20 protein-coding genes and 1 pseudogene are annotated in these 22261 nt (G+C 40.3%); 14 read left to right on the top strand and 7 right to left on the bottom strand.

Annotation, left to right across the window (positions count from 1 at the left end):
• Positions 1-26: 26 nt before the first annotated feature.
• The 5 genes from rpe to IEY67_RS16380 all read right to left on the bottom strand — a co-directional run bounded on the left by rpe (position 27) and on the right by IEY67_RS16380 (position 4939).
• Positions 27-677, bottom strand: a complete 651-nt coding sequence (rpe, locus tag IEY67_RS16400) for a ribulose-phosphate 3-epimerase (RefSeq protein ID WP_122356609.1) — start codon at positions 675-677, stop codon at positions 27-29.
• A gap of 75 nt (positions 678-752) precedes the next feature.
• A complete protein-coding gene (locus IEY67_RS16395) occupies positions 753-929 on the bottom strand; it encodes a hypothetical protein (protein ID WP_183671868.1) in 177 nt (58 codons plus the stop codon).
• 117 nt (positions 930-1046) lie between these two features.
• Positions 1047-1640 carry an RNA polymerase sigma factor gene (locus IEY67_RS16390; RefSeq protein ID WP_122356611.1) on the bottom strand — a complete coding sequence of 198 codons (594 nt, stop codon included), beginning with the start codon at positions 1638-1640 and terminating at the stop codon, positions 1047-1049.
• Positions 1641-1842: 202 nt separating this feature from the next.
• Entirely contained in the window at positions 1843-3477 is a 1635-nt protein-coding gene (locus IEY67_RS16385) for an OmpP1/FadL family transporter (RefSeq protein WP_183671869.1), read from the bottom strand.
• An 82-nt stretch (positions 3478-3559) separates the two neighbouring features.
• The gene (locus IEY67_RS16380) at positions 3560-4939 is read right to left on the bottom strand and encodes a hypothetical protein (protein WP_183671870.1); all 1380 of its coding nucleotides are present in this window, start codon (positions 4937-4939) and stop codon (positions 3560-3562) included.
• 699 nt (positions 4940-5638) lie between these two features.
• Between IEY67_RS16380 and IEY67_RS16375 the strand changes: the two genes are divergently transcribed.
• From IEY67_RS16375 to IEY67_RS16340, 8 genes and pseudogenes are all read left to right on the top strand, one after another.
• The gene (locus IEY67_RS16375) at positions 5639-6832 is read left to right on the top strand and encodes a saccharopine dehydrogenase family protein (protein ID WP_183671871.1); all 1194 of its coding nucleotides are present in this window, start codon (positions 5639-5641) and stop codon (positions 6830-6832) included.
• A 1-nt stretch (position 6833) separates the two neighbouring features.
• On the top strand, positions 6834-7292 hold the full coding sequence (gene bcp, locus IEY67_RS16370) for a thioredoxin-dependent thiol peroxidase (RefSeq protein ID WP_122356619.1): 459 nt from the start codon (positions 6834-6836) through the stop codon (positions 7290-7292).
• A gap of 5 nt (positions 7293-7297) precedes the next feature.
• Positions 7298-8306: pseudogene (recA, locus tag IEY67_RS16365) on the top strand (recombinase RecA).
• A 169-nt stretch (positions 8307-8475) separates the two neighbouring features.
• A complete protein-coding gene (locus IEY67_RS16360) occupies positions 8476-9429 on the top strand; it encodes a GNAT family N-acetyltransferase (RefSeq protein ID WP_183671872.1) in 954 nt (317 codons plus the stop codon).
• Positions 9426-10727 carry a UDP-2,3-diacetamido-2,3-dideoxy-alpha-D-glucuronate deacetylase VimE gene (vimE, locus tag IEY67_RS16355; protein WP_122376013.1) on the top strand — a complete coding sequence of 434 codons (1302 nt, stop codon included), beginning with the start codon at positions 9426-9428 and terminating at the stop codon, positions 10725-10727. Before IEY67_RS16360 ends, vimE begins: the two co-directional genes overlap by 4 nt.
• Complete coding sequence (wecB, locus tag IEY67_RS16350; protein WP_183671873.1) at positions 10724-11809, top strand: non-hydrolyzing UDP-N-acetylglucosamine 2-epimerase; 1086 nt, start codon at positions 10724-10726, stop codon at positions 11807-11809. The genes vimE and wecB overlap by 4 nt, the downstream gene beginning before the upstream one ends.
• The gene (locus tag IEY67_RS16345; RefSeq protein WP_183671874.1) at positions 11806-13050 is read left to right on the top strand and encodes a glycosyltransferase; all 1245 of its coding nucleotides are present in this window, start codon (positions 11806-11808) and stop codon (positions 13048-13050) included. Before wecB ends, IEY67_RS16345 begins: the two co-directional genes overlap by 4 nt.
• 1 nt (position 13051) lies before the next feature.
• A complete protein-coding gene (locus IEY67_RS16340) occupies positions 13052-13939 on the top strand; it encodes a glycosyltransferase family 2 protein (RefSeq protein ID WP_183671875.1) in 888 nt (295 codons plus the stop codon).
• Positions 13940-13975: 36 nt separating this feature from the next.
• Here the strand turns inward: IEY67_RS16340 and IEY67_RS16335 are convergent, their stop codons facing one another.
• Together IEY67_RS16335 and IEY67_RS16330 are read right to left on the bottom strand one after the other, a co-directional pair.
• Positions 13976-15361, bottom strand: a complete 1386-nt coding sequence (locus IEY67_RS16335; protein ID WP_122356633.1) for an ArnT family glycosyltransferase — start codon at positions 15359-15361, stop codon at positions 13976-13978.
• Positions 15362-15374: 13 nt separating this feature from the next.
• The gene (locus tag IEY67_RS16330; RefSeq protein ID WP_183671876.1) at positions 15375-15779 is read right to left on the bottom strand and encodes a 2-amino-4-hydroxy-6-hydroxymethyldihydropteridine diphosphokinase; all 405 of its coding nucleotides are present in this window, start codon (positions 15777-15779) and stop codon (positions 15375-15377) included.
• Between the two features lie 105 nt (positions 15780-15884).
• On the opposite strand from IEY67_RS16330, the gene feoB reads away from it, so the two are divergent.
• The 6 genes from feoB (at position 15885) to IEY67_RS16300 (ending at position 22253) form a co-directional block, all read left to right on the top strand.
• Positions 15885-18368, top strand: a complete 2484-nt coding sequence (gene feoB, locus IEY67_RS16325; RefSeq protein ID WP_183671877.1) for a ferrous iron transport protein B — start codon at positions 15885-15887, stop codon at positions 18366-18368.
• Between the two features lie 13 nt (positions 18369-18381).
• A complete protein-coding gene (locus tag IEY67_RS16320) occupies positions 18382-18567 on the top strand; it encodes a FeoB-associated Cys-rich membrane protein (RefSeq protein ID WP_183671878.1) in 186 nt (61 codons plus the stop codon).
• A 179-nt stretch (positions 18568-18746) separates the two neighbouring features.
• Positions 18747-19892 (top strand): glycosyltransferase family 4 protein, encoded by a 1146-nt coding sequence (locus IEY67_RS16315; RefSeq protein ID WP_183671879.1) that lies wholly within the window; start codon positions 18747-18749, stop codon positions 19890-19892.
• A 68-nt stretch (positions 19893-19960) separates the two neighbouring features.
• Positions 19961-20704 carry a cytidylyltransferase domain-containing protein gene (locus IEY67_RS16310; protein WP_122376021.1) on the top strand — a complete coding sequence of 248 codons (744 nt, stop codon included), beginning with the start codon at positions 19961-19963 and terminating at the stop codon, positions 20702-20704.
• On the top strand, positions 20704-21756 hold the full coding sequence (locus IEY67_RS16305) for an N-acetylneuraminate synthase family protein (RefSeq protein WP_122376022.1): 1053 nt from the start codon (positions 20704-20706) through the stop codon (positions 21754-21756). The genes IEY67_RS16310 and IEY67_RS16305 overlap by 1 nt, the downstream gene beginning before the upstream one ends.
• Positions 21753-22253, top strand: coding sequence for a 3-deoxy-D-glycero-D-galacto-nonulopyranosonate 9-phosphatase (locus IEY67_RS16300; RefSeq protein ID WP_122376023.1), 501 nt, complete (start codon positions 21753-21755; stop codon positions 22251-22253). Before IEY67_RS16305 ends, IEY67_RS16300 begins: the two co-directional genes overlap by 4 nt.
• The last annotated feature ends 8 nt before the right edge of the window (positions 22254-22261 follow it).

The following is a 22261-nucleotide window of genomic DNA, read 5'->3' as shown; positions in this document are numbered from 1 at the left end:
TTTTGGTTGGTTTGTTATGCTACTATCTACATCTCTTTCAATTCTTTTATCGTTTGTATCGGATCTGGGGAACTGAAAACAAAACTACCGGCTACCAGCACATCGGCTCCGGCTTCCAGCAATCGCTTTCCGGTTTCCAGATTGACACCGCCATCTACTTCTATCAACGTATCCAACCCTCTCTCACGGATCATTTCTTTCAAACGGGCCGTTTTATTCACCGAATGCTCGATAAAACGTTGTCCGCCGAAACCCGGATTAACGGACATCAGCAAAACCATATCCAAATCCTGGATAATATCTTCCAGCAAACTAATCGGAGAATGCGGATTTAAAGTAACAGCCGCCTTCATACCAGCCTCTTTTATCGCACCGATAGTCCGATGCAGATGCGTACAGGCTTCATAATGCACATTCATCATATAAGCACCTGCCGCAGCTACTTCCTTGACAAATTTCTGGGGTTCGACAATCATCAGATGTACATCCATCGGTTTCTTCAGGATAGGCTTGACAGCATCCAGCACCGGAAAACCGAAAGATATATTCGGGACGAAAACACCGTCCATAATATCCATGTGCAACCAGTCTGCCTCACTATTATTGATCATTTCCACCTCTTTTTGCAAGTGAAGGAAATCGGCAGCCAGCAAAGAAGGAGCAATCTTATGTTTCATAATTTCATGTCTTTTTGGCAAAGGTACAAAAAAAGAAAGAGAACACTACGTTAGTGTCCTCTTTCCTTCAATTTCTTAGTTCATCACATAACCACAAAACTCCGGTTGCAATGCAGGTTCTACGTGGTAGCTCCTTGCAAACTGAGATAGGAAATCAAGCGTTTGTCTGCTTGGTGTACTTTTCTTCTCGTTCCGGTTCTTTTTAGTTTTATCCTTCAATCCATCCATACATTGTGTAGAAAATCTCTTCATAGGCATCCCCTTTTTAATCGTTTGATAATAAAACGGGATATTTTTCTACTTATTATATGAACCGGAGAATATTTTTGCGGATGATAAAAATCCTAATAGGCTCGCTACGCAAACCGATTAGGCCATAGATAATTCTATACGGTTTTCATCTGCCATACGACGCATGTTCAGGATCGCATAACGCATACGCCCCAAGGCAGTATTGATGCTTACACCCGTAATATCGGCAATTTCTTTAAAGCTCAGATCCTGATAATAACGCATTTCCAGCACCTCACGCTGACTGTCGGGCAAATGTTTTACCAGTTTCTTCACATCCGACAATACCTGATGGCGTACGATATTGTCTTCAATCGTTCCGTCGCAAAGTTTGATGTTATTGAATAGATCAACTTCCACTTCATCATTGGACACAGTATTTTCACTGCGTTCCTGACGGAAGTTGTCAATGATCAGGTTGTGTGCAATACGTGTAATCCATGCCTTAAACTTGCCGTTTTCTGTATAACGACCTTGTTTAATAGTCATAATCACTTTGACAAAAGTCTCTTGAAAGATATCTTCTGTCAACTCTTTATTGCGGACTATAAAGTAAATATAGGAATGGATACTACTTTTATGACGGTTCAACAACACATCAAATGCAGCATTATTACCTTGCGCATAAAGGACAACCAGTTCTTCGTCGGTCATCGATTTTAAAGTCTTCATTACTTCTATGTTTTATAGTTTCTTTGAGTAATGTTTATGCTATAGGCAACGAGGTTTTAAATGTTAGACAATTTTGTTTTCGAAAACAAAAGAACAAAAAGTATTTTAAACAGACAAATATTTCTGTTATTTTTATACAAAAATGTCCCCTGCCTGTACATTTTATGTACAAACAGGGGACATTTGCTAACAAACTATATATTTAGAACTTATAACCCAAAGTTAAAGCGACCTGTGTTGTTTTAGTCTTTAATGAGGCGGGATCGGATTTAACGACAATACCCTCATCCAGCAACTTATCAATATCACTTATTCCTGCCTGATATGTACTGGGAAAAGCATACCCGTCTTCTTTATATACACGATAAACGCAAGCCAAATCCATATAGAAATTTGGAGTAAAACGATATCCCAGACCAACAGAATAGGAATTTGTACCTTTATCAACTGTATAGCTAGGAATAGTACCCACGATACCTATAGCATCGACTTCAAATTCCCCCTTCTCATTCTTCGGCGGAATTCCATCTTTTACATGCTGCTTCATCGGAGATGTTTTCCATAAGGTACCGGCACGAACAGAAAACTGGGGAGTAATCTTATATTCAGCGCCGACCTTCAAAGTTCCGGACATTCCAAAATCTTTTTTAACATCTTCAGTAGTGCGTAACTCATAACCATCCACGTCATTCAACACCATCCTCTTGTAATTCGTCAATTCATAATCGGCACTAATCAGGAAATTCTGTCCGACACCAGCAATACTAAAGATCCAACGATCCGGAGTACGAAGACGATAATCACCAGACTGATAATCAGGCGTATTTTGTGTATTCCAGTCTTGATTATTAATGGTTGTCCCAGCTGTTCCGTGAAAATAATCCGTCATTTTATACCATGTCGGAGAATTATATGCCACACCCACACGCAGAAAATCTACCGGACGAACGATCGCCCCAATATTGAATGCATAGCCCGTACCATCAGTAGACAATCCATTATCCAACCGTAACTGGCTGTTTTGAGTAAAGTCTTCCGTATATTCCGTACTAAGAGTATAATCCAAATCTGTTATCGCAACCGTTGCTCCCAAGAAAAAGCGATCGGAGATATTGGTTGCAAAAGAAATGTTATATTGCCCTATTGAACCTTTTTCATTCACTAGCAGATTAACGTTCTGAGGACTATAATTAAGCCATTCTCCATCTTTTTCATGCCCGAATGCAGAATGGTATTCCTTATTGTTTCCAGCATAATTATCTACGAAACCGGCGTCAAAACCTAAAATTCCCAGCCATGAGATACTGCTGTCAAAATAAGGATCATAATTTTTATCACCATATCTAAGATCATTTTTATCTGTGCCATACAATAAATCAGCCACATAATCAGCGACTGAATAAGCCTGGGCACCATTCATCCGGTAAGAACGGTTAAAATCCTTTACCCGGTTATAAGAAAGTCCGATATTCCAACCGACAATTCCTTCATCATTTCCTGTCGGAAAGTAACCGACATAAGCAATATTGTCAAAGTTAAACCTTGTCTTACTTTTATCTACGCTTGTGCCGTTCCAATCGGAATTCGTTTTCGCAGACGATAGACTTATCGTAGTAACAACTTCAGAACTACGATATATCCCCAATCCGGCAGGATTGGTAGACATAGACGATATATCCCCACCTAATGCACCAAAAGCACCACTCATTCCCAAGTAACGGGCCGTCCCGTTCAATTCATTTCGTGACATTTTGTACGCATCCATCTCACCTTGTGCATATGCAATACCTCCGGCTAAAAAAAACGCCGATATAAATAAGCACGTTATTCTTTTCATCGTTTCTGTTATTTCTTATACATTAAAATATATAAGGGCAAGTAAATACCAGCCCTTACATTATACCAATTCTCTTTTTCTATTATCTGCGACCACCAGAACGGCCACCGCCTCCTCCGCCACCGCTTGAACGGCTGCTACTGCTACCTCCGCTACTGAATCCGGAACTACGGCTACTGCTGCTGCTACTTCTGGCAGGAGCAGAATAGGTACTCTGGCTTCTGGAAGGAGAAGTGCTGTAACTTGAGCGGGAAGAACTACTGCTACTTCTGGCAGGAGCTGAGTAAGATCCTGATGAAGAACGAGTGCTTGAACCGCTGTATTCACTTCTGCGGGTAGTTGTACTTGGACGGGTACGTACGGTTGCATCCGACTGTACACGACCGGAAGAAGTACCTCCGCTAGAACGCAAACTACTACTTCTTGTCGTTGATTCCCCTCTTACTGAAGACGAAGAAGAGGAACGCGTTGAATAACGATCAGAACTTCTGGCACTGGACGAACGATTACTTTCGCTTCTCAATGATGTCGCGCGAGTCGACGAATTTCTGTTAGATGAATACCGGTTACTGCTTACCCCATTATTATTATACCTGCTTGAAGAGCTTCTTCCTGAAGTATAACGGCTTGACGTCGAACGTCCGGATGACCTATAACTATAGGGATTATAGTAATTATGATGGTGATGGTGTCCCCAATAGCCGCCACCATAGTAGCCGCCGCCGTAATAACCACCGCCCCAATAACCGCCGTACCAAGGACTGCTCCAACCTGCATAGAAGCCACCCCAGCCCCAGCCGAATCCCCAACGAGGGCCATACCAGGATGAGTAAGTCCACCAGGGGCTATAACTATACCACGGATCATACCAGTTATAATACCACGGAGAGTTCCAGCCATACCAGCCTCCCCAGCTATTACCCATGTTGATATTTACATTTACATTCGTATTACCGTCGGAGTAATCCGTATCATAACCATAGCTGTAATAACCGTCGCTCAGATACAGATCCACCTGGTCTGCACCGGCAATCGTGATCTTACTCGGAGAATGATAACGTACGATACGTTCGGTATATTCGGTATCCGAACGACGTTCCGATTTCTTCGTTACCTTCTGATTGTTATCCGGTAACTCTTCGATATAAGTACCGTCCTCATCATCCAGATCCTCGTTATAAGGTTCCTCAACGTCGACAGATGTATATCGTCTATTGTATTCATCCACATCCCTATCTTTAACGAGCGTCGGTTGTGAATCCGATGCCGAAGCCAATACGATTGCAGATGAAGAATCCTTTGCATCTTCTTTTTTGGATTGTATAACCTTCTCTTCTGTCTTTTCTTTCTTTTTTTCTTTACTTGAAGAGAAATACACATCATCAAAGAACTCCTCCTGGGCTGCGGCACTGAAGCCGACCAGAAGCATCACCACTAAAGATGTTAATTTCATGGGTTTCATATTCGTTTCTCCTCTACATTAATATATTTATTCTACTGTTTAGACTCTGTTTCCATCGCCAGGGTTTAAATGCGCACTCTTAATAACTCTAAAAATCTCGCATTCTATATACAAATATAACGCGTTCCCAATAAGAACCAAGCATTTATATATACTTTAACTTTAATATTTATCCTAACATTGGGTTCTCATTAGGTAAGATGCCGTTTGGTCTACAAACGCTGCATCTTCAGGAAACGTTTACATTACTAACCTCCACAAATTCATTCGATTCAGTGAAATTGAAAATGAAACCAAACCCTTCTGCCTAAACGACTAAGAATAAACACATTAAACGACATCATGAAATTACTTTGTAAGAAGGTTAGAAATTTCCTCTTTAATATAGAAAGAACTATATATAAAGATATATAAGACATCTGATTTTTTTATTTTTTTTTATCACCCAACTCCCCCTTTCGTACTTAAAGCTTATGACTTTTGTTTTCAAAAGTCCCTTATTTCATCATCAAAAGTCCCTACTTCTATTTTCAAAACCCATGACCTGTTCTCCCCTTGCCGATACGGAGAGAACAGGCTATTAGCAGGTTGATTGTTTTTAGGCAACTGTTTGATTTTTTTCCAAAGATAAATCGTATATTTGTCCTTTGGTTTAAAACCTTGTAAACTGTATATTAACAAGATTAATTCTATTTGTAAATGGGAAGAGTATTAGTTATTGGTGCAGGGGGCGTAAGTACCGTTGCTGTTAAAAAGATCGCGATGAACGCTGATGTTTTTACCGATATCATGGTAGCCAGCCGCACGAAAAGCAAGTGCGACCAGATTGCTGCCGATATCAAGAACGTGAAGGTGAAGACAGCACAGGTCAATGCGGACAACGTGGACGAGCTCGTTGCATTATTTAATGACTTCAAGCCTGAGTTGGTTGTCAACCTGGCTTTACCTTATCAGGACCTCTCCATCATGGACGCCTGTCTGGCTTACGGTGTCAGCTACCTCGACACCGCCAACTACGAACCGCTGGACGAAGCGAAATATGAATATAGCTGGCAATGGGCCTATAAAGACCGTTTTGAAAAAGCAGGGCTGACAGCGATTCTGGGATGCGGATTCGATCCGGGCGTAACAGGGGTATATACAGCTTATGCAGCGAAACATCATTTCGACGAAATCCAGTATCTGGACATCGTCGACTGCAACGCAGGCGATCATCACAAAGCATTCGCTACGAACTTCAATCCGGAAATCAACATTCGTGAAATTACCCAGCGTGGTAAATATTTTGAAGACGGAGAATGGAAAGATACAGATCCGCTGTCGGTACACAAGCCGCTGAACTATCCGAATGTAGGTCCGCGCGAATCATACCTGATGTATCACGAAGAACTGGAGAGTCTGACAAAGAACTTCCCGACCCTCAAACGCGCCCGTTTCTGGATGACGTTCGGACAGGAATATCTGACTCATTTACGTGTAATACAGAATATCGGCATGTCACGCATCGACCCGATCATGTACAATGGACAGGAGATCGTCCCGATCCAGTTCCTGAAAGCTGTACTGCCTAACCCGGGCGATCTGGGTGAAAACTATACGGGTGAGACTTCGATCGGTTGCCGTATCCGTGGTATCAAGGATGGAAAAGAACAGACCTACTATGTCTACAACAACTGCAGCCACGAAGCAGCCTACAAAGAGACAGGTGCCCAGGGTGTAAGTTATACGACAGGCGTTCCCGCCATGATCGGCGCCAAACTCTTTATGCAGGGAATATGGAAAAAGCCGGGTGTATGGAACGTGGAAGAATTTAACCCCGATCCGTTCATGAAGGAACTGAACGAGCAGGGCTTACCCTGGCACGAAATGTTTAATGTAGATCTGGAATTATAATATGGCATTACAAGTAGGAGACAAAGCCCCCGAAGTACTGGGGATTGATCAGAACGGAAATGAAATAAAACTCAGCGATTTCAAAGGAAAGAAGTTAGCTCTTTACTTTTACCCGAAAGATAACACCAGCGGTTGTACGGCAGAGGCCTGCAGCCTGCGTGACGGTTACCAGGAACTACAGGCAGCCGGTTATGAAGTGGTCGGGGTAAGTAAAGACAGTGCAAAATCCCATCAGGGATTTATTGCGAAACAGAATCTGCCTTTCAACCTGATTGCTGATACGGACACAGCCCTGCAACAAGCCTTTGGCGTATGGGCAGAAAAAAAACTGTACGGACGTTCATACATGGGGACTCTCCGTACCACCTTTATTATCAACGAAGACGGTGTCATCGAAAAGATAATCGGTCCGAAAGAGGTGAAGACGAAAGACCATGCTAATCAAATCCTTAATTCATAAAAGGGATGGCAAAAGAAGACAATTTATTCGAAGAGGGAAAAACCCCGGAAGGTAAACCGGCTGTGAATGCCGACAAGTTAAAAGCATTGCGCGCTGCAATGGACAAGATTGAGAAGAACTACGGAAAAGGTTCTATCATGAAGTTGGGTGACGAAAGTATAGAAGCAATCGAAGTGGTTCCGACCGGTTCCATCGCACTGAACGCCGCTTTAGGCGTCGGCGGTTATCCGAAAGGACGCGTTATCGAAATATACGGACCGGAATCTTCCGGTAAGACAACCCTGGCAATCCACGCAATTGCCGAAGCACAAAAAGCGGGTGGTATCGCAGCATTTATCGATGCAGAGCATGCATTCGACCGTTTCTATGCTGAAAAACTGGGTGTCGATGTGGAAAACTTATGGATCTCGCAGCCGGACAACGGCGAACAGGCTTTGGAAATTGCCGAACAGCTGATCCGTTCGTCTGCCGTAGATATTATCGTTATCGACTCTGTTGCGGCATTGACACCGAAAGCAGAAATCGAAGGCGATATGGGCGACAGCAAGATGGGATTGCAGGCTCGTTTAATGTCACAGGCACTGCGTAAACTGACCGGTGCAATCAATAAGACAAACACGACTTGTGTCTTTATCAACCAGTTGCGTGATAAGATCGGCGTTTGCACTGAAGTTCTATGCTTCCGTACGTCTGGATATCCGTAAGATCGGAACATTGAAGGATGGCGACGAAGTGAAAGGTAATCAGGTTCGCGTGAAAGTGGTGAAGAATAAAGTGGCACCTCCTTTCCGTAAAGCTGAATTCGATATCATGTTTGGCGAAGGTATTTCCAAGGCCGGAGAGATCATCGACCTGGGAGCAGATCTGAACATCATCAAGAAGAGTGGTTCGTGGTACAGTTACAACGATACAAAACTGGGACAGGGACGCGATGCTGCAAAACAATGCGTCAATGATAATCCTGAACTGGCTGAAGAGTTATCCGGATTGATATTTGAAGCACTGAAAGGATAAGCTACGCAGATTATCAGAAAGCTATTACCGGACGCAGATTACGCAGAAAACGCAGACTTTCGCAGATTTATTTTTTTAACAAGTCTGCGAGATTCTGCGCTTCGTCTGCGTATTCTGCGTTCCCTAATATCAACTTTTGACACAGTCTTTATTTAATTATCTTCCTATCATGACAAACAAAGACAAATATCGCCTCCTGTGCAGTAATGAAAGCAGCCTGCCGCTTTTTTCACGGGACTGGTGGTTGAATGCAGCTTGTGGCGAAACAAAATGGGATGTCTTGCTGGCAGAAGAGAAAGGGAAGATACGTGCCGCCATGCCTCTTTACATTCCCCATGAGGGAGTCGTATCGATGCCTGTTTATACGCAAACAATGGGCCCCTGGTTTACTCCGGAACCCAAAGATGCCAAATATACCCGGACATTGGGACAACGCCAGGCGATATGCAAAGAATTTATCGACATCCTAAAGGCGTATCCCCATTTCCTGCAAAACTTCAATTACAGAATAACAGATTGGTTGCCTTTTTACTGGGAGGGATATAAACAAACGACACGGTATACTTACCTGTTGAATAATATACAGGATGAAAACCTTCTTTGGGAAAATATGAGTCCCAATATCCGGCGGAACATAACAAAAGCAAAAGAGAAGTTTCTCATCACAACCCGGAAAGGAATATCCGTAGATGATTTTCTAAAGATACAATCATTGACTTTCGAACGCCAGCACCTCTCTCCTCCTAAAAAAAAGGATACCCTGATACGACTCATCTCAGCCTGCCGCCAACGGAACCAGGGTGATTTATGGGGAGCGTATGACGATAAAGGGAATTTGCATGCAGTAGCTTTCATTGCCTGGCAGGAAAGTTCCGCTTATTACCTGGCAGGAGGTGGCGATCCGGCCTTAAGAGCTTCCGGAGCACATAGCCTGCTTCTTTGGGATTGTATCCGTTATACTTCTCGTCACACGGTATTGTTCGACTTCGAAGGTTCGATGATCCCCGGAGTAGAACGCTTCTTTCGTGAATTCGGAGCAATTCAAACCCCTTTCTTTACAATAACCAAAGGAAATCTCAGTTTATTATATAGAGTTTGGCTAAAGATAAAAGAACGGATATGAACAATCATGCTATACATTACATAATACGTTTCCTTCTCGGAGAAGATATTTCCGAAGAAATTGTAGCTGCTATCGGATATACGAATAACAGCAAACATTTTGAACGTTACAGTATCGTAATCATACCGTCCGGCTTTTTCACCAACCATACATACGGGACGACTTCTTCTCTTCCGGAATTGCCGTTACAGGAGATCGAAGGTACTCCTCTCCTATTCGGTTCTCCCCTTGTCGAACAAGTAGGCGGCACACTGGTCATTCATGCAGACATTATTGCCAGCACCTACTTTCTTATAACCCGTTATGAGGAAATTATACAACGCAATATAAGAGATGAACACGGACGTTTTCCAGGAAAGATGTCTCTACCCTACCGGGCAGGATTTCTACACCGCCCGATCGTGGATGAATATCGTCTGCTCTTACGCAAATGGTTGCAGCAATACGGGCTCTGCCTACCGGAAGTAAAGAAAGAGATACAACATATCTGGTTGACACACGACCTGGACGCTCCCACTCTTTACCGCACATGGAAAGGACTTATCCGTTCGATACGGGATAAAAGAGGGCTTATTTCATCCATACAAGGGAAGTTGGGTCCCGTGGAAAATGATCCGTATTACACATTCCCGTGGATATTCGAGCAAAATAATTTATTACGGGAACAAACAGGCAAAGAGATCTGCCAGGCGATTCTTTTCATCCGCAGCGGGGGCAAATGCAAACAAGATAAACCCCATTATAGCCTGCACAGTAAAGATATATCTCAACTGATAGAGTCTGTCTTGTCCAATGATATGAAAATCGGCCTGCACAGTAGTTATCAAGCCGGTAAATCTCCTTCTCTGATAAAAAAAGAAAAGACAATACTTGAAGAGAATACGGGCAAAAGTATCCGTCTGAACCGCCACCATTTTCTTTCCAGCCGTGAACCGGAAGACATGACACATTTGGAAGCTGCCGGTATAACGGATGATTTTACAATGGGGTATGCAGATGTGGCCGGATTCAGGTTAGGCACCAGTTATCCGGTACGCTGGATAAATCCGGTTACCCGGCGTCTCTCTTCCATTTTACAGCATCCGCTCACTATCATGGATTGTTCTTTAGAAGAAAAAAAATATATGGGATTAAGTTATGAAGAGGCACAGGCATATAGCCTGAATCTTATTGAACAAGTAAAAAACGTAGGTGGAGAACTGACTCTTCTATGGCATAACACCAGTGCCATGGAAAACTCCGGTAGTTATTTACGTAAACTTTATAGCCATTTATTAAACGAACTCGCAAAAAAATGAAAATTGTTACTATTGTCGGAGCTAGGCCTCAGTTTGTTAAAGCAGCCATGGTGAGCCGGGCAATCCTTGAATACAACAAAAATAATGATACACGGTATGAAGAACTGCTTCTCCATACGGGACAGCATTACGATACAAACATGAGCGACATTTTTTTCAAAAGCATGGGAATCCCTCAACCTGTCTGGCAATTGCAATGCGGAAACGGGACACACGGAGAGATGACCGGTCGTATGCTCATTGAAATAGAAAAAATATTACAGGACACGCTACCCGATTATGTATTGGTCTACGGCGATACAAACTCAACACTGGCTGGTGCATTAGCGGCATCCAAACTGCATATACCGGTAGTTCATGTGGAAGCCGGCCTCCGTAGTTTCAATAAACAGATGCCGGAAGAGATCAACCGTATACTGACCGACCATATGGCAACGTTATTGTGCTGTCCGACTTTTGCTGCCGTCAGACATTTGGCCAGCGAAGGAATACAGCAGGGAGTCCACCATGTCGGGGATGTGATGTACGATGCGGCATTAACCTTCGGCAAATTGGCAGACAGTACATCAGACATACTCGACCGCCTGGACCTGACCAGCAAACAGTTCAGGCTTTGTACGGTACACAGGGCTGAAAACACAGACATCCCGGAACGGATATCCGGAATTGTCAATGCGATAAAGGAAATATCTTCTCATTCCTGCCCGACTGTTCTACCTCTCCATCCCCGTACACGAAACTGCCTGGAAAAATTCGGACTGTTCGAATCACTCGAAAGTCAGGAAGGAATACTGATCATTCCTCCGATAAGTTTTCTCGATATGGTCATGCTGGAAAAACATGCTGCCACAATCCTGACAGATTCGGGAGGCGTACAGAAAGAAGCCTACTTCCATCATACCCCTTGCATAACACTGCGGGATGAGACAGAATGGGTAGAGACTGTCGAAGCTGGTTGGAATCAGATTGCCGGATATAAAAAAGAAAATATCCTGTATTGCCTCGGCAATCAACCGGAAAGAAAAGAAATTCAGGAATACGGAACCGGAAATGCTTCTAAAAATATCATTGATTTGTTATGAAGAAAATACTGATTATTTGCGACCTTTTCCCACCTGCTTTTGGTCCGCGTATGGGATATTTATGCAAATACCTACGGAATTACGGGTGGGAGCCTGTTGTTCTGGCTGAACACGTTGAACAAAACACATTTACATTCCTGGCTAATAAATGCGAGGTCACCCATATCAATTTCTATACGGCCAAAAACAAAATCATCAGAAAACTACAATGGGCCTGTATACTTCTTTTCGATCTTCTTTGGGGATATAAAGATGTACGGATGTATCGGGAAGCTCAAAAATTAATCAGGAAGAATAAATTCGAACTGGTATTATGCAGTAGTTTCAGAAGTTTTCCTTTACCTGCAGCACAACGTATCGCCCATACATATAAATTACCTCTAGTCGTCGATTTAAGGGATATCATCGAACAATTTACCGGAGATGAATTTATGTCACATCGTTTACCGGATATCTTCGGATTAAATAAATTGTACATTTCGATCTTCAAAACGAAAAGTCTTCGCGAACGAAACCAGGCCTTGAAAATGGCTGATTTTGTCACGACAGTCTCGCCCTGGCATGTGGAAACGCTAAAGCAATATAATCCGAATGTCGGACTCATTTATAATGGATTCGATCCTGAATTATTTTATCCGGAACAAAAAAAGACAGACAAATTCATCATTACATATACCGGCAGGTTGATGAGTACAGCCATGCGCGATCCGGGATTATTATTGGAGGCATTAAAAATACTATCGGATAAAAATATCATCAACGACCAGATATGCCGTGTTTACTGGTATGTCGATTCGGCTTCGCAAAAACTAATTACTGCTGAAGCTGATAAAGCCGGTGTATCGTCTTTCATGGATTTTAAAGGATATGTACAAGCTACGGAAATACCATCTGTACTTAATAATAGTTCCGTCTTACTTTTGCTTGCCAACCGTTCGAAAGAGAAAGGCCCGAAAGGAATTATGACAACAAAATTCTTTGAGTCGCTTGCGGTTGAAAAACCAATTCTTTGTGTCCGCAGTGACGAAAGTTATCTGGAATCGGCTCTCCAAGAGTCAAAAGCCGGTATAGCAGCACGTCATGTAGAAGAAGCCTGTCGCTTTCTGGAAGATTGCTTTACGGAGTGGAAAGAAAAAGGATATACGACTTCGCAGACCGATAAAAAAGTATTGAGAAATTATTCCCGTAAAGAACAGGCTGGACAGTTTTCTGAAATTTTTGAAACCGTAATCATCCGATAAAATGTTATCCATATTAATTCCAACATATAATGCGATATGCACAGAATTGGTCGCTCGAATACATGCGGAAGCAACCAGGTTAGATATTCCTTTCGAAATTTTGGTAGCCGACGATGGTTCCCGATCTGAAATAGATGAAATAAACCGGCATATAGCAACACTGAGTAACTGTTGTTATTTTCCGGCAACAGAAAACATCGGACCGGCACGCCTTCGGAACAGGCTGGCAGACCAAGCTAAATATCAATACATTTTATTTTTAGATACGGATGTTTTGCCTGTTCACCCGACTTTTCTCGCAGATTATTTACAGGAGGCAATACAAGGAGGTGTCGTTTGCGGCGGCTTCTGCTACCAGCGTGGGAAACCGTCAGCACAACATGCCTTACGCTATTATTACGGTATTCATGTCGAAGAAAAAACAGCAGCAGAAAGAAACCGTCATCCTTATGCACAATTTATATCGATGAGTTTCCTGGCCGATCGTAGTGTATTCAAACAGGTCCGCTTTGATGAAGCCATGCACATCGGATATGAAGATACTTACTTCGGCATACTGCTGGAACAAAAACATATACCTCTTCACCACATCGATAATCCGGTATATCACCTCAGTAAAGAGCCTTCCAGGGAATACCTGAGAAAAATACGTAATGCAATCGACATCCTTTCCCGGAATATAGAGAAACAACGAACCCATGTACGCCTTCTTCAATGGTATACCAAACTAGAGCGATACGGGCTAACCGGATTTGTGGCCCGGATTTTCCAGATCACCCAATCTGCTATCGAGAAAAATCTGACAGGGGAAAAGCCCTCGCTCAAACTGTTCGCCTTTTATAAACTGGGGTATTTATGCCGGATCAGAAGAAACAGTATATCCGAATAAGTCATTTCTAAACTTTCGTTCGGAGGTAATATCATATCATTTAGGGACATATAATTGAATGAAAATCAATCCCCGCTTAAACTCTTTCTGTAATTTCCAATCAGCATGAAGAGTCTTGATAGATTCGTCATTCCAATTATAAATATTTGTATATATTATGTACTGGCTCTTATCCAGGTTCAAAGATGAAAAAGAACGGTTATCCGTATTTGCTTCCGTATCTGAAAAGAAAGAATCCAGAGGGAACGAAGCGGAGACATCATTCACGTCTATCCCCTGTTCTTCTATATATGCAATCATTTCCTGCCGTAACGAATAGTACGGAAGATGACAAAGAACACTATCCCATGCTTTAGACATTCTTTCGGAATAAACCCAAAAGTTTCCACTGACCAGTACCAGTATCATACTGATAAAAATAACCCTAATTTTCTTTGTCTCATAAATTTTCGACAAAAGCTGGCCGGTAATCAACGCTAACAAAATATATAATACGATAAAGTAGCGGTCACCAAAAGGATTCGTCACGGGTATTGTCACCAGAGACATGGTGAACAGCACACTCAGGTAAATAATACTCAAGCGGGAATGAATGACAAATGAGATAAAATTCTTTATACCCATCTTGATTACAGCCACAAACAAAAGTATCCAGACAACGATCCTGCCCGAATCGAGCATTCGTATTGCCAAACTCGCTATATTCTTAATTATATGATTCAGGCTTGCCAATTCACGATGCTCCTGATATTCAAAACCCGGCTGATACAGAAAATACCCGGTTTCCAGTTTTCTGTAAAGAAACCATGCACCCAAAGCCAGCAAAACCGGAATAAAAGATGGGAAAACATAGAAAAACGCATCTTTGAAAGATTTTTTATCGATTACTTTCGAGATGACTAAATAACCCAGTCCTAACCCGGCACAAACAACAAGTCCCCGGATACTAACCATTCCCAGGCAAAAAGCAGACAACGCCAGCCAGCCTCTCTTATTCTCCAGAAGCAGATTGATGCTTAACAATGCAAAAAAACACATAATAACATCAGGCGAAATAAGTATCAGTTGGGTAGAAAGCGTAGGCTCCAATAATACCAGCAAGAAGATATAGGGAGTATATTTCGTATTCAATTTTTCACACAAACGATAAACCTGCCAGATGACACCCAATGAAAATAAGGTTACAGACAAATGGGCAATCAACAGATTTTTGCCAAACAGGGACCATAATGCGGCCAAATACATATGAGCCAAAGGAGGTTCCGATACATAGTCAGGCGGATAAACAAAAGAAAGAAAGCCATATTCCAACAAGTAACTGGCCGGCTTGGAATAACCGGCTATATTATCCCAGAAAAAACAATTATCCAATGTAAAGAACTTCAGTACCAGAAAAACGACAAGTACAATGTATTTAACCATACGATTTATTTATTCAGTTTATCTTTTGATGACCACCGGATTCTATCTCTTGCAGGAAACGAATCCCGGCTTTTACATAATCTCTTTGCAGATCCTCCGGCTTCAGAATAAGATCGTTCCATTGAAGCAAATCGATATCGATAGGGATAACTCCGGTTGCATTCCCCTCAGGCGTACGTCGTAACTGCCGCTCTATTTGTTTCAAACGATAATTAACCTCATCCGGCCCTTCTTCCGTAAATGCAATTGCAACCTGATTCAGAAAATGACCGGAACAGGATATGTTTATAGGAACTGTGTAAACCGGAACAGAAAAACTGATGGAAACAAAACTACTATCCAGCAGATGGCCCGCATCTGCAATATTCCTTTCCTGGTCCGTATTTGACCCCAAACTTAATATAATTCTATTTGTCATACTAATTTTCATTCCTTACTGAATACAAAACTAAAAAAAATACCAATTAATAGGTATTGGTCATCTAAGTATTTCACTATAACTTTGCACAAGAATTTAAGAAAAATGAGATTATCGGAGCTTCACACTGGCGAGAAGGGTGTTATTGTAAAAGTAATGGGGCGCGGAGCTTTCCGTAAGCGCATTATTGAAATGGGATTCATAAGAGGGAAAGAAGTGGATGTTATACAAAATGCTCCGCTCAAAGACCCTATTCATTATCGTGTAATGGGATATGACGTCTCTTTACGGCGGAACGATGCTGCAATGATCGAAGTGGTCAGTTCTGCAGAGTTTGCCAAGGCTCAGATATCCCAGCAAAATGAAACCCGTTCCGCAGACTCTTATACATTACCCTCTACTGAAGATTTACAGGCAATCGCTATACATCAGGGAAAAACGATCAACGTCGCTTTGGTAGGAAATCCTAATTGTGGCAAAACATCCCTCTTCAACTTCGCTTCCGGAGCACATGAACATGTGGGCAACTACAGCGGAGTAACCGTCGATGCCAAAGAGGGTACTTTTCAGCAAGACGGTTATACATTCCGTATTGTAGATTTACCCGGAACTTATTCTTTATCCACTTATACACCGGAAGAGTTGTATGTCCGCAAACATCTCAGTGAAGAGCAACCGGATGTGGTGATCAATGTTATCGACGCATCCAACCTGGAAAGAAATCTGTATCTGACTTGCCAACTCATTGACATGGATATCCGGTCTGTCATCGCATTGAATATGTACGACGAATTGGAGCGATCAGGTAATAAATTCGACCATAACTCTCTATCCCAGATGATCGGAACCCCTATTGTTCCGACTATCAGTAGAACCGGTTTCGGTATTGAAGAACTGTTTAAACGGGTCATAAAAGTATACGAGGAAGAAGATCCTGTAATCCGTCATATCCATATAAATTATGGAGAAGTTCTGGAAAAAGGAATTAAAAATGTCAGAAATGCGATAAAACAAAATGGGAATGTAGCAAAAAGCCTTTCCAAACGTTATTTGTCCATCAAGTTACTGGAGGGAGACCCGGAAATAGAAAAATTCATCCAAACATTACCTGGTTCCGATACAATCCTGGAAGAACGGGACAGGAATGTTGTCCAAATAGAAGAATTATTACTGGAGGATTCCGAAACAGCATTCACAAATGCCCGTTATGGGTTTATCTCCGGTGCATTGAGAGAGACCTACGAACAAAATAAAATAAAAGAAGCGACCAGTACGCAGATCATCGATTTATTCGTCACCCATAAAGTGTTGGGATTTCCAATATTCATCCTTTTTATGTGGATCATGTTCGAAGCGACATTCCGTTTGGGTGCATACCCTATGGAATGGATTGAAGACCTGGTTGGCTGGATCGGAAATTTTGTACGGGGTACTATGAGCGAAGGCCCGCTAAAGGATTTGCTTGTCGATGGTATTATAGGTGGAGTCGGCGGTGTTATTGTCTTCCTTCCTAACATCTTGATATTGTACTTGTTCATTTCATTCATGGAAGACTCCGGATATATGGCACGTGCCGCTTTTATCATGGATAAGATTATGCATAAAATGGGGCTTCATGGTAAATCTTTCATACCTCTGGTAATGGGATTCGGTTGTAATGTTCCAGCTATTATGGCATCCCGTACAATCGAAAGCCGCAATAGCCGGATGATCACTATGCTGATCAATCCGTTAATGAGTTGCAGTGCACGTTTACCGGTTTATGTCCTGCTTGCCGGGGCATTCTTCCCGAATAATGCAAGTTTTATACTCTTGTCATTATATGTTTGCGGAATTTTACTGGCTGTTATTATGGCACGGCTATTCAAGCGTTTTCTATTTAATGAAGAAGATGTTCCTTTTGTTATGGAACTCCCTCCCTACCGTATGCCGACAGGAAAGTCGATCATGATCCATATGTGGGAGAAAGCCAAGCAGTATTTGCACAAAATGGGGGGCGTCATTTTAGTGGCTTCCATCATTATCTGGTTCTTAGGATATTTCCCCCGTCACAGCGAGATGGGAGACGCATTTGACCAGCAAATCGCAGAAGTAGAAAATGCAGAACTGGATTCCAAAGAAAAAACGGAAACAATTGCAGAGTTAGAACGGTTAAAGAATATGGAGCATCAAAGAAACTCATATATCGGTACAATAGGACAGACCATTCAGCCGGTTCTTAGTCCGTTAGGATTCGACTGGAAAATGAGCGTCAGCCTGTTAACTGGCATGGCAGCCAAAGAGGTTGTTGTCAGTACTTTGAGTGTGCTATACACTGGTGAAGAAGAAGACGCCCAAGCCTTATCCGAGCGCATAAAACAGGATCTGGATGAAGAAGGAAATCCGGTCTTTACGCCTCTTATCGCTTTGAGTCTGATGTTATTTGTCCTTATCTATTTCCCATGTATTGCAACGATCTCAGCCATCGTCAATGAGTCGGGATCGTGGAAATGGGGAATATTTGTGATTGTATATACATGTGTTTTAGCATGGATCGTCTCGTTCGTGGTTTATCAGACAGGGAGTTTGTTTATTAATTTATTGAATTAAAAAATCTTTGATTATGTGGCAGGAAATGACAATATGGCTAATTGGCATAGTAGTCCTTTTTTATATTGGAAAAAAATATTATAATATTTTTTTCCAATATAAAAAAGGAAAGGATTGCGGTTGTTCCTGTAAAGGATGTAGTTTAAAAAGCAAAAAAACACATCAAGCCAAATACAACAAATCATCCTTATATCACTAAAAACAATAACTTAATCTACTGTTAACCAACGCTATACAACAAAGAAAAACAAAACTATATGTACTCCTGTTGTTAAAATAACATACAATTAAAACTTAATTTTTCTATGAACACTAATGAACAAATTTATTATTACCTTTGTACTATAAGTTTATCACAAAGAGTTATAGGAATTATTTATGAAAAAAAAGAAGATAGGTTTCATATCAGACAATATGCCATGGGATAAAAGAACATGGTCTGGTACAAAATCTAAAATCTATGAACAAATTAGTAAATGTAATGTTGAAGTTATCTGGATTCCAGTTAAATTCAATTTTCTCACACATATATATAAAATATGTTTATTTCTAATTACCAGACTTTTAAAAAAAAGATATTCGATAATACACACTACTTTCGTTGCCAAACAACTATCCAGATCCATTGATAAGTCACTTTTGGAATCTGTCGATTTGATATTTGCCGTATCCGGATCTCAATACTTATATAAACTAGAAACAACAAAACCTATTATTTATTTAGCTGATGCGACATTTACATTATTATATAATTACTATGATAGAGTAAGTAATTTTCTTCCATTCAATGTCAAACAGGGAAACCTGATAGAACTAACAGCCTTGAACAAAGCATCAAAAATCATAGCTAGTTCCGATTGGTGTAAGGCTTCTATTGAAAATGATTATGGGATCAATCCAAATAAAGTTTATGTAATTGAATTTGGAGCGAATGTCGATGAAAAAGATATTAAAAACAATATTGTTACCCCTAAAAAAGAATCAAACAGCATGTTAAATATCCTTTTTTTAGCTGTCGAATGGAAACGTAAAGGAGGGGAAATTGCCATAGACTGTGTGAAACGCCTGAATGAGATGAGAATACCCACAAAATTATATATAGTCGGTACAGATGTTCCTATTCACCACAAAAATGAATCATTTATAGAATCAATCGGATTTCTAAATAAAAACAAGGAAAATGAATATTGTCAATTTATTAAAATAATAAAACAATGCGACATATTATTACTTCCCACTAAAGCAGAATGTGCAGGTATTGCTTTTTGCGAAGCATCCGCATACCAACTTCCCATATTCACTTATGATACTGGAGGAATACCCAATTACGTAGAAAACGGAATTAATGGATACAGATTACCTCTATCATGTACTGGTGAGGATTTTGCGCAAAAAATAAAAACGGTAGTAGAACAAAATAAACTCCCCTCACTGAAAGATGGATGTAATCACCTGTACAACAACAAATTAAACTGGGAACACTGGCGTTTAATTTTTGAGAAAACTTTTTTAAACAAAATATAAGTTTTTACTACAACAAAAACATATATATTTCGTTTTATCACTGATAGAACAATAAAATACAGATTATTATGATTGCATTTATAATTCAAGCACGAGTTGGTTCTACTCGATTACCGAATAAAATATTGTTACCATTTTATAAAGAAAAATCTATCTTAGAATTACTGGTAGAGAAATTGTCTTCATTTTCTGGAATACCTATTATTATAGCAGCACCGGCTAATTCAGAAAACGATGTATTAGAAACAGTACTCAAAGATAAAAATACACATATTTTCAGAGGATGCGAAAATGATGTATTAGATAGGTTTGTTCAGGCTGCTCAATATTACGGTGTAGACAAAATTATCAGAATATGCTCTGATAATCCTTTTTTAGAAAAAAACTCCATCAATTTGTTAGTTCAAGAAGCCAAACGAACAAATGCCGATTATATAAGCTTTAATATCAACGGAAAACCTTCTATTAAAACACATTTTGGATTTTGGACAGAGTTTGTCACACTAAAAGCTTTATTACAAATACAAGCAATGACAAATGAGTCATTATATCACGAACATGTTACTAATTACATATATACTCATCCTGAAAATTTTAATATAAAATGGCTACAAGGACCTGATGAATTAAACGGAAGAACAGATATTAGATTGACCATAGATACTGAAAAAGATTTCAGAACTATACAAAAAATTTATACAAGTCTTACAGATCCTGCTAATATTACAATTTCGGAAATAGCATTTTTTTTAGAAAAACATCCGGACTGGCTTCTTTCCATGCAAAATGAAATCATAAAAAATGAAAAATAATGAATACAAAAGAGACATACATAATAGGAGAAATAGGACAGAATCATAATGGTTCTGTTGATATAGCAAAATTGATCATCGAACTAGTTTCCAGACCCGTACATGAAGATGTCTTCAATATTGACCTCAAAACAGTCAATGCCGTGAAACTTACAAAGAGAGATCTTAATGAAGAACTAACCCAATCCCAAATGAACAAGCCATATAATAATCCCAATTCTTTTGGGAAAACATATGGAGAGCATAGGGCATTTCTTGAACTAAGTGATGAAGATCATTTCGAAATCTATAAATATGCAAAAAGTCTTGGACTGGAATTTGTTGAAACATTATGTTCCATAGGATGTTTATCACTCTTAAAACTTTTTACACCAGACATACTTAAAGTTGCCAGTAGGGACTTAACTAATTTACCTTTATTGGAGGTCATGGCTGAAACAAAATTACCAATAATCTTATCTACCGGTATGGCAGGAAAAGAAGAACTAGATATTGCATTAAATGTGATTACAAAATATCATTCGAATATATCTATATTGCATTGCGTCTCACAATATCCAACCCATCCGGATAATCTAAATCTGCGAAGTATTACCTATCTGAAAAAACATTATGGGCAATATAAGATTGGGTTTTCAGATCATACAATTGGCATATCTGCACCTATTGTTGCAATCGGTATGGGAGCAGAAATTATAGAAAAACACATCACTATAGATCGACACATGAAAGGTACAGATCAAATAGGCTCTTTAGGTCCAGATGGCGTAAACCGAATGGTTAGAGACATCCGCATCGCTGAACGATGGTTAGGAACAGAAGACTTATATATTGAACCAAATGTACAAGCTGCAAAAATAAAACTTGAACGTTCCATTGCCACGAAAAAGACATTATACCCAGGAGATATTATAGAGGAAAGAGACATACACTTGCTTAGTCCCGGTGATGGATTCAAATGGTCACAAAAAAATGAAGTCGTAGGAAAAATGGTTCTAAAAGAAATATCAGCAAATGAAATTATTTATCCAAATTATATTAAAAAAATATGATTCTTCCCAAATTAATTTTAACGGATATTGATGGCGTATGGACGGATGGTGGAATGTACTACGATCAGACAGGAAATGAATGGAAAAAATTCCATACATACGATAGCGCAGGTGTTTTATTTTGTCACAAATTAAAAATTCCTGTTGGAATCATTACTGGCGAAAGCACTGAAATAGTTGCTCGAAGAGCTAAAAAACTTAAAATAGATTATCTTTATCAAGGAGTACAAAATAAATTACAGGTCATATCGGATCTATGTAAATCAATAAATATTGATTTAAAAGATATTGCTTATATTGGAGATGACATAAATGATATTCCGACATTAAATGCAGTAGGAATATCTGCAGCACCAGCCAGTGCACCAATTTATATTCAAGAACAGGCACAAATAGTTCTTTCTAAAAAGGGAGGTGAAGGAGTATTTCGTGAATTTGTAGAACACATAATATTAGAGGTTTATGGATTAGAAATATTAAGCAGTCTTCATCAATAAACTACAAA

The sequence above is a fragment of the Parabacteroides faecis genome (assembly GCF_014647375.1).
In the GTDB taxonomy this organism is placed as follows: domain Bacteria; phylum Bacteroidota; class Bacteroidia; order Bacteroidales; family Tannerellaceae; genus Parabacteroides; species Parabacteroides faecis.
This window is presented reverse-complemented; position numbering and strand designations above follow the sequence as displayed.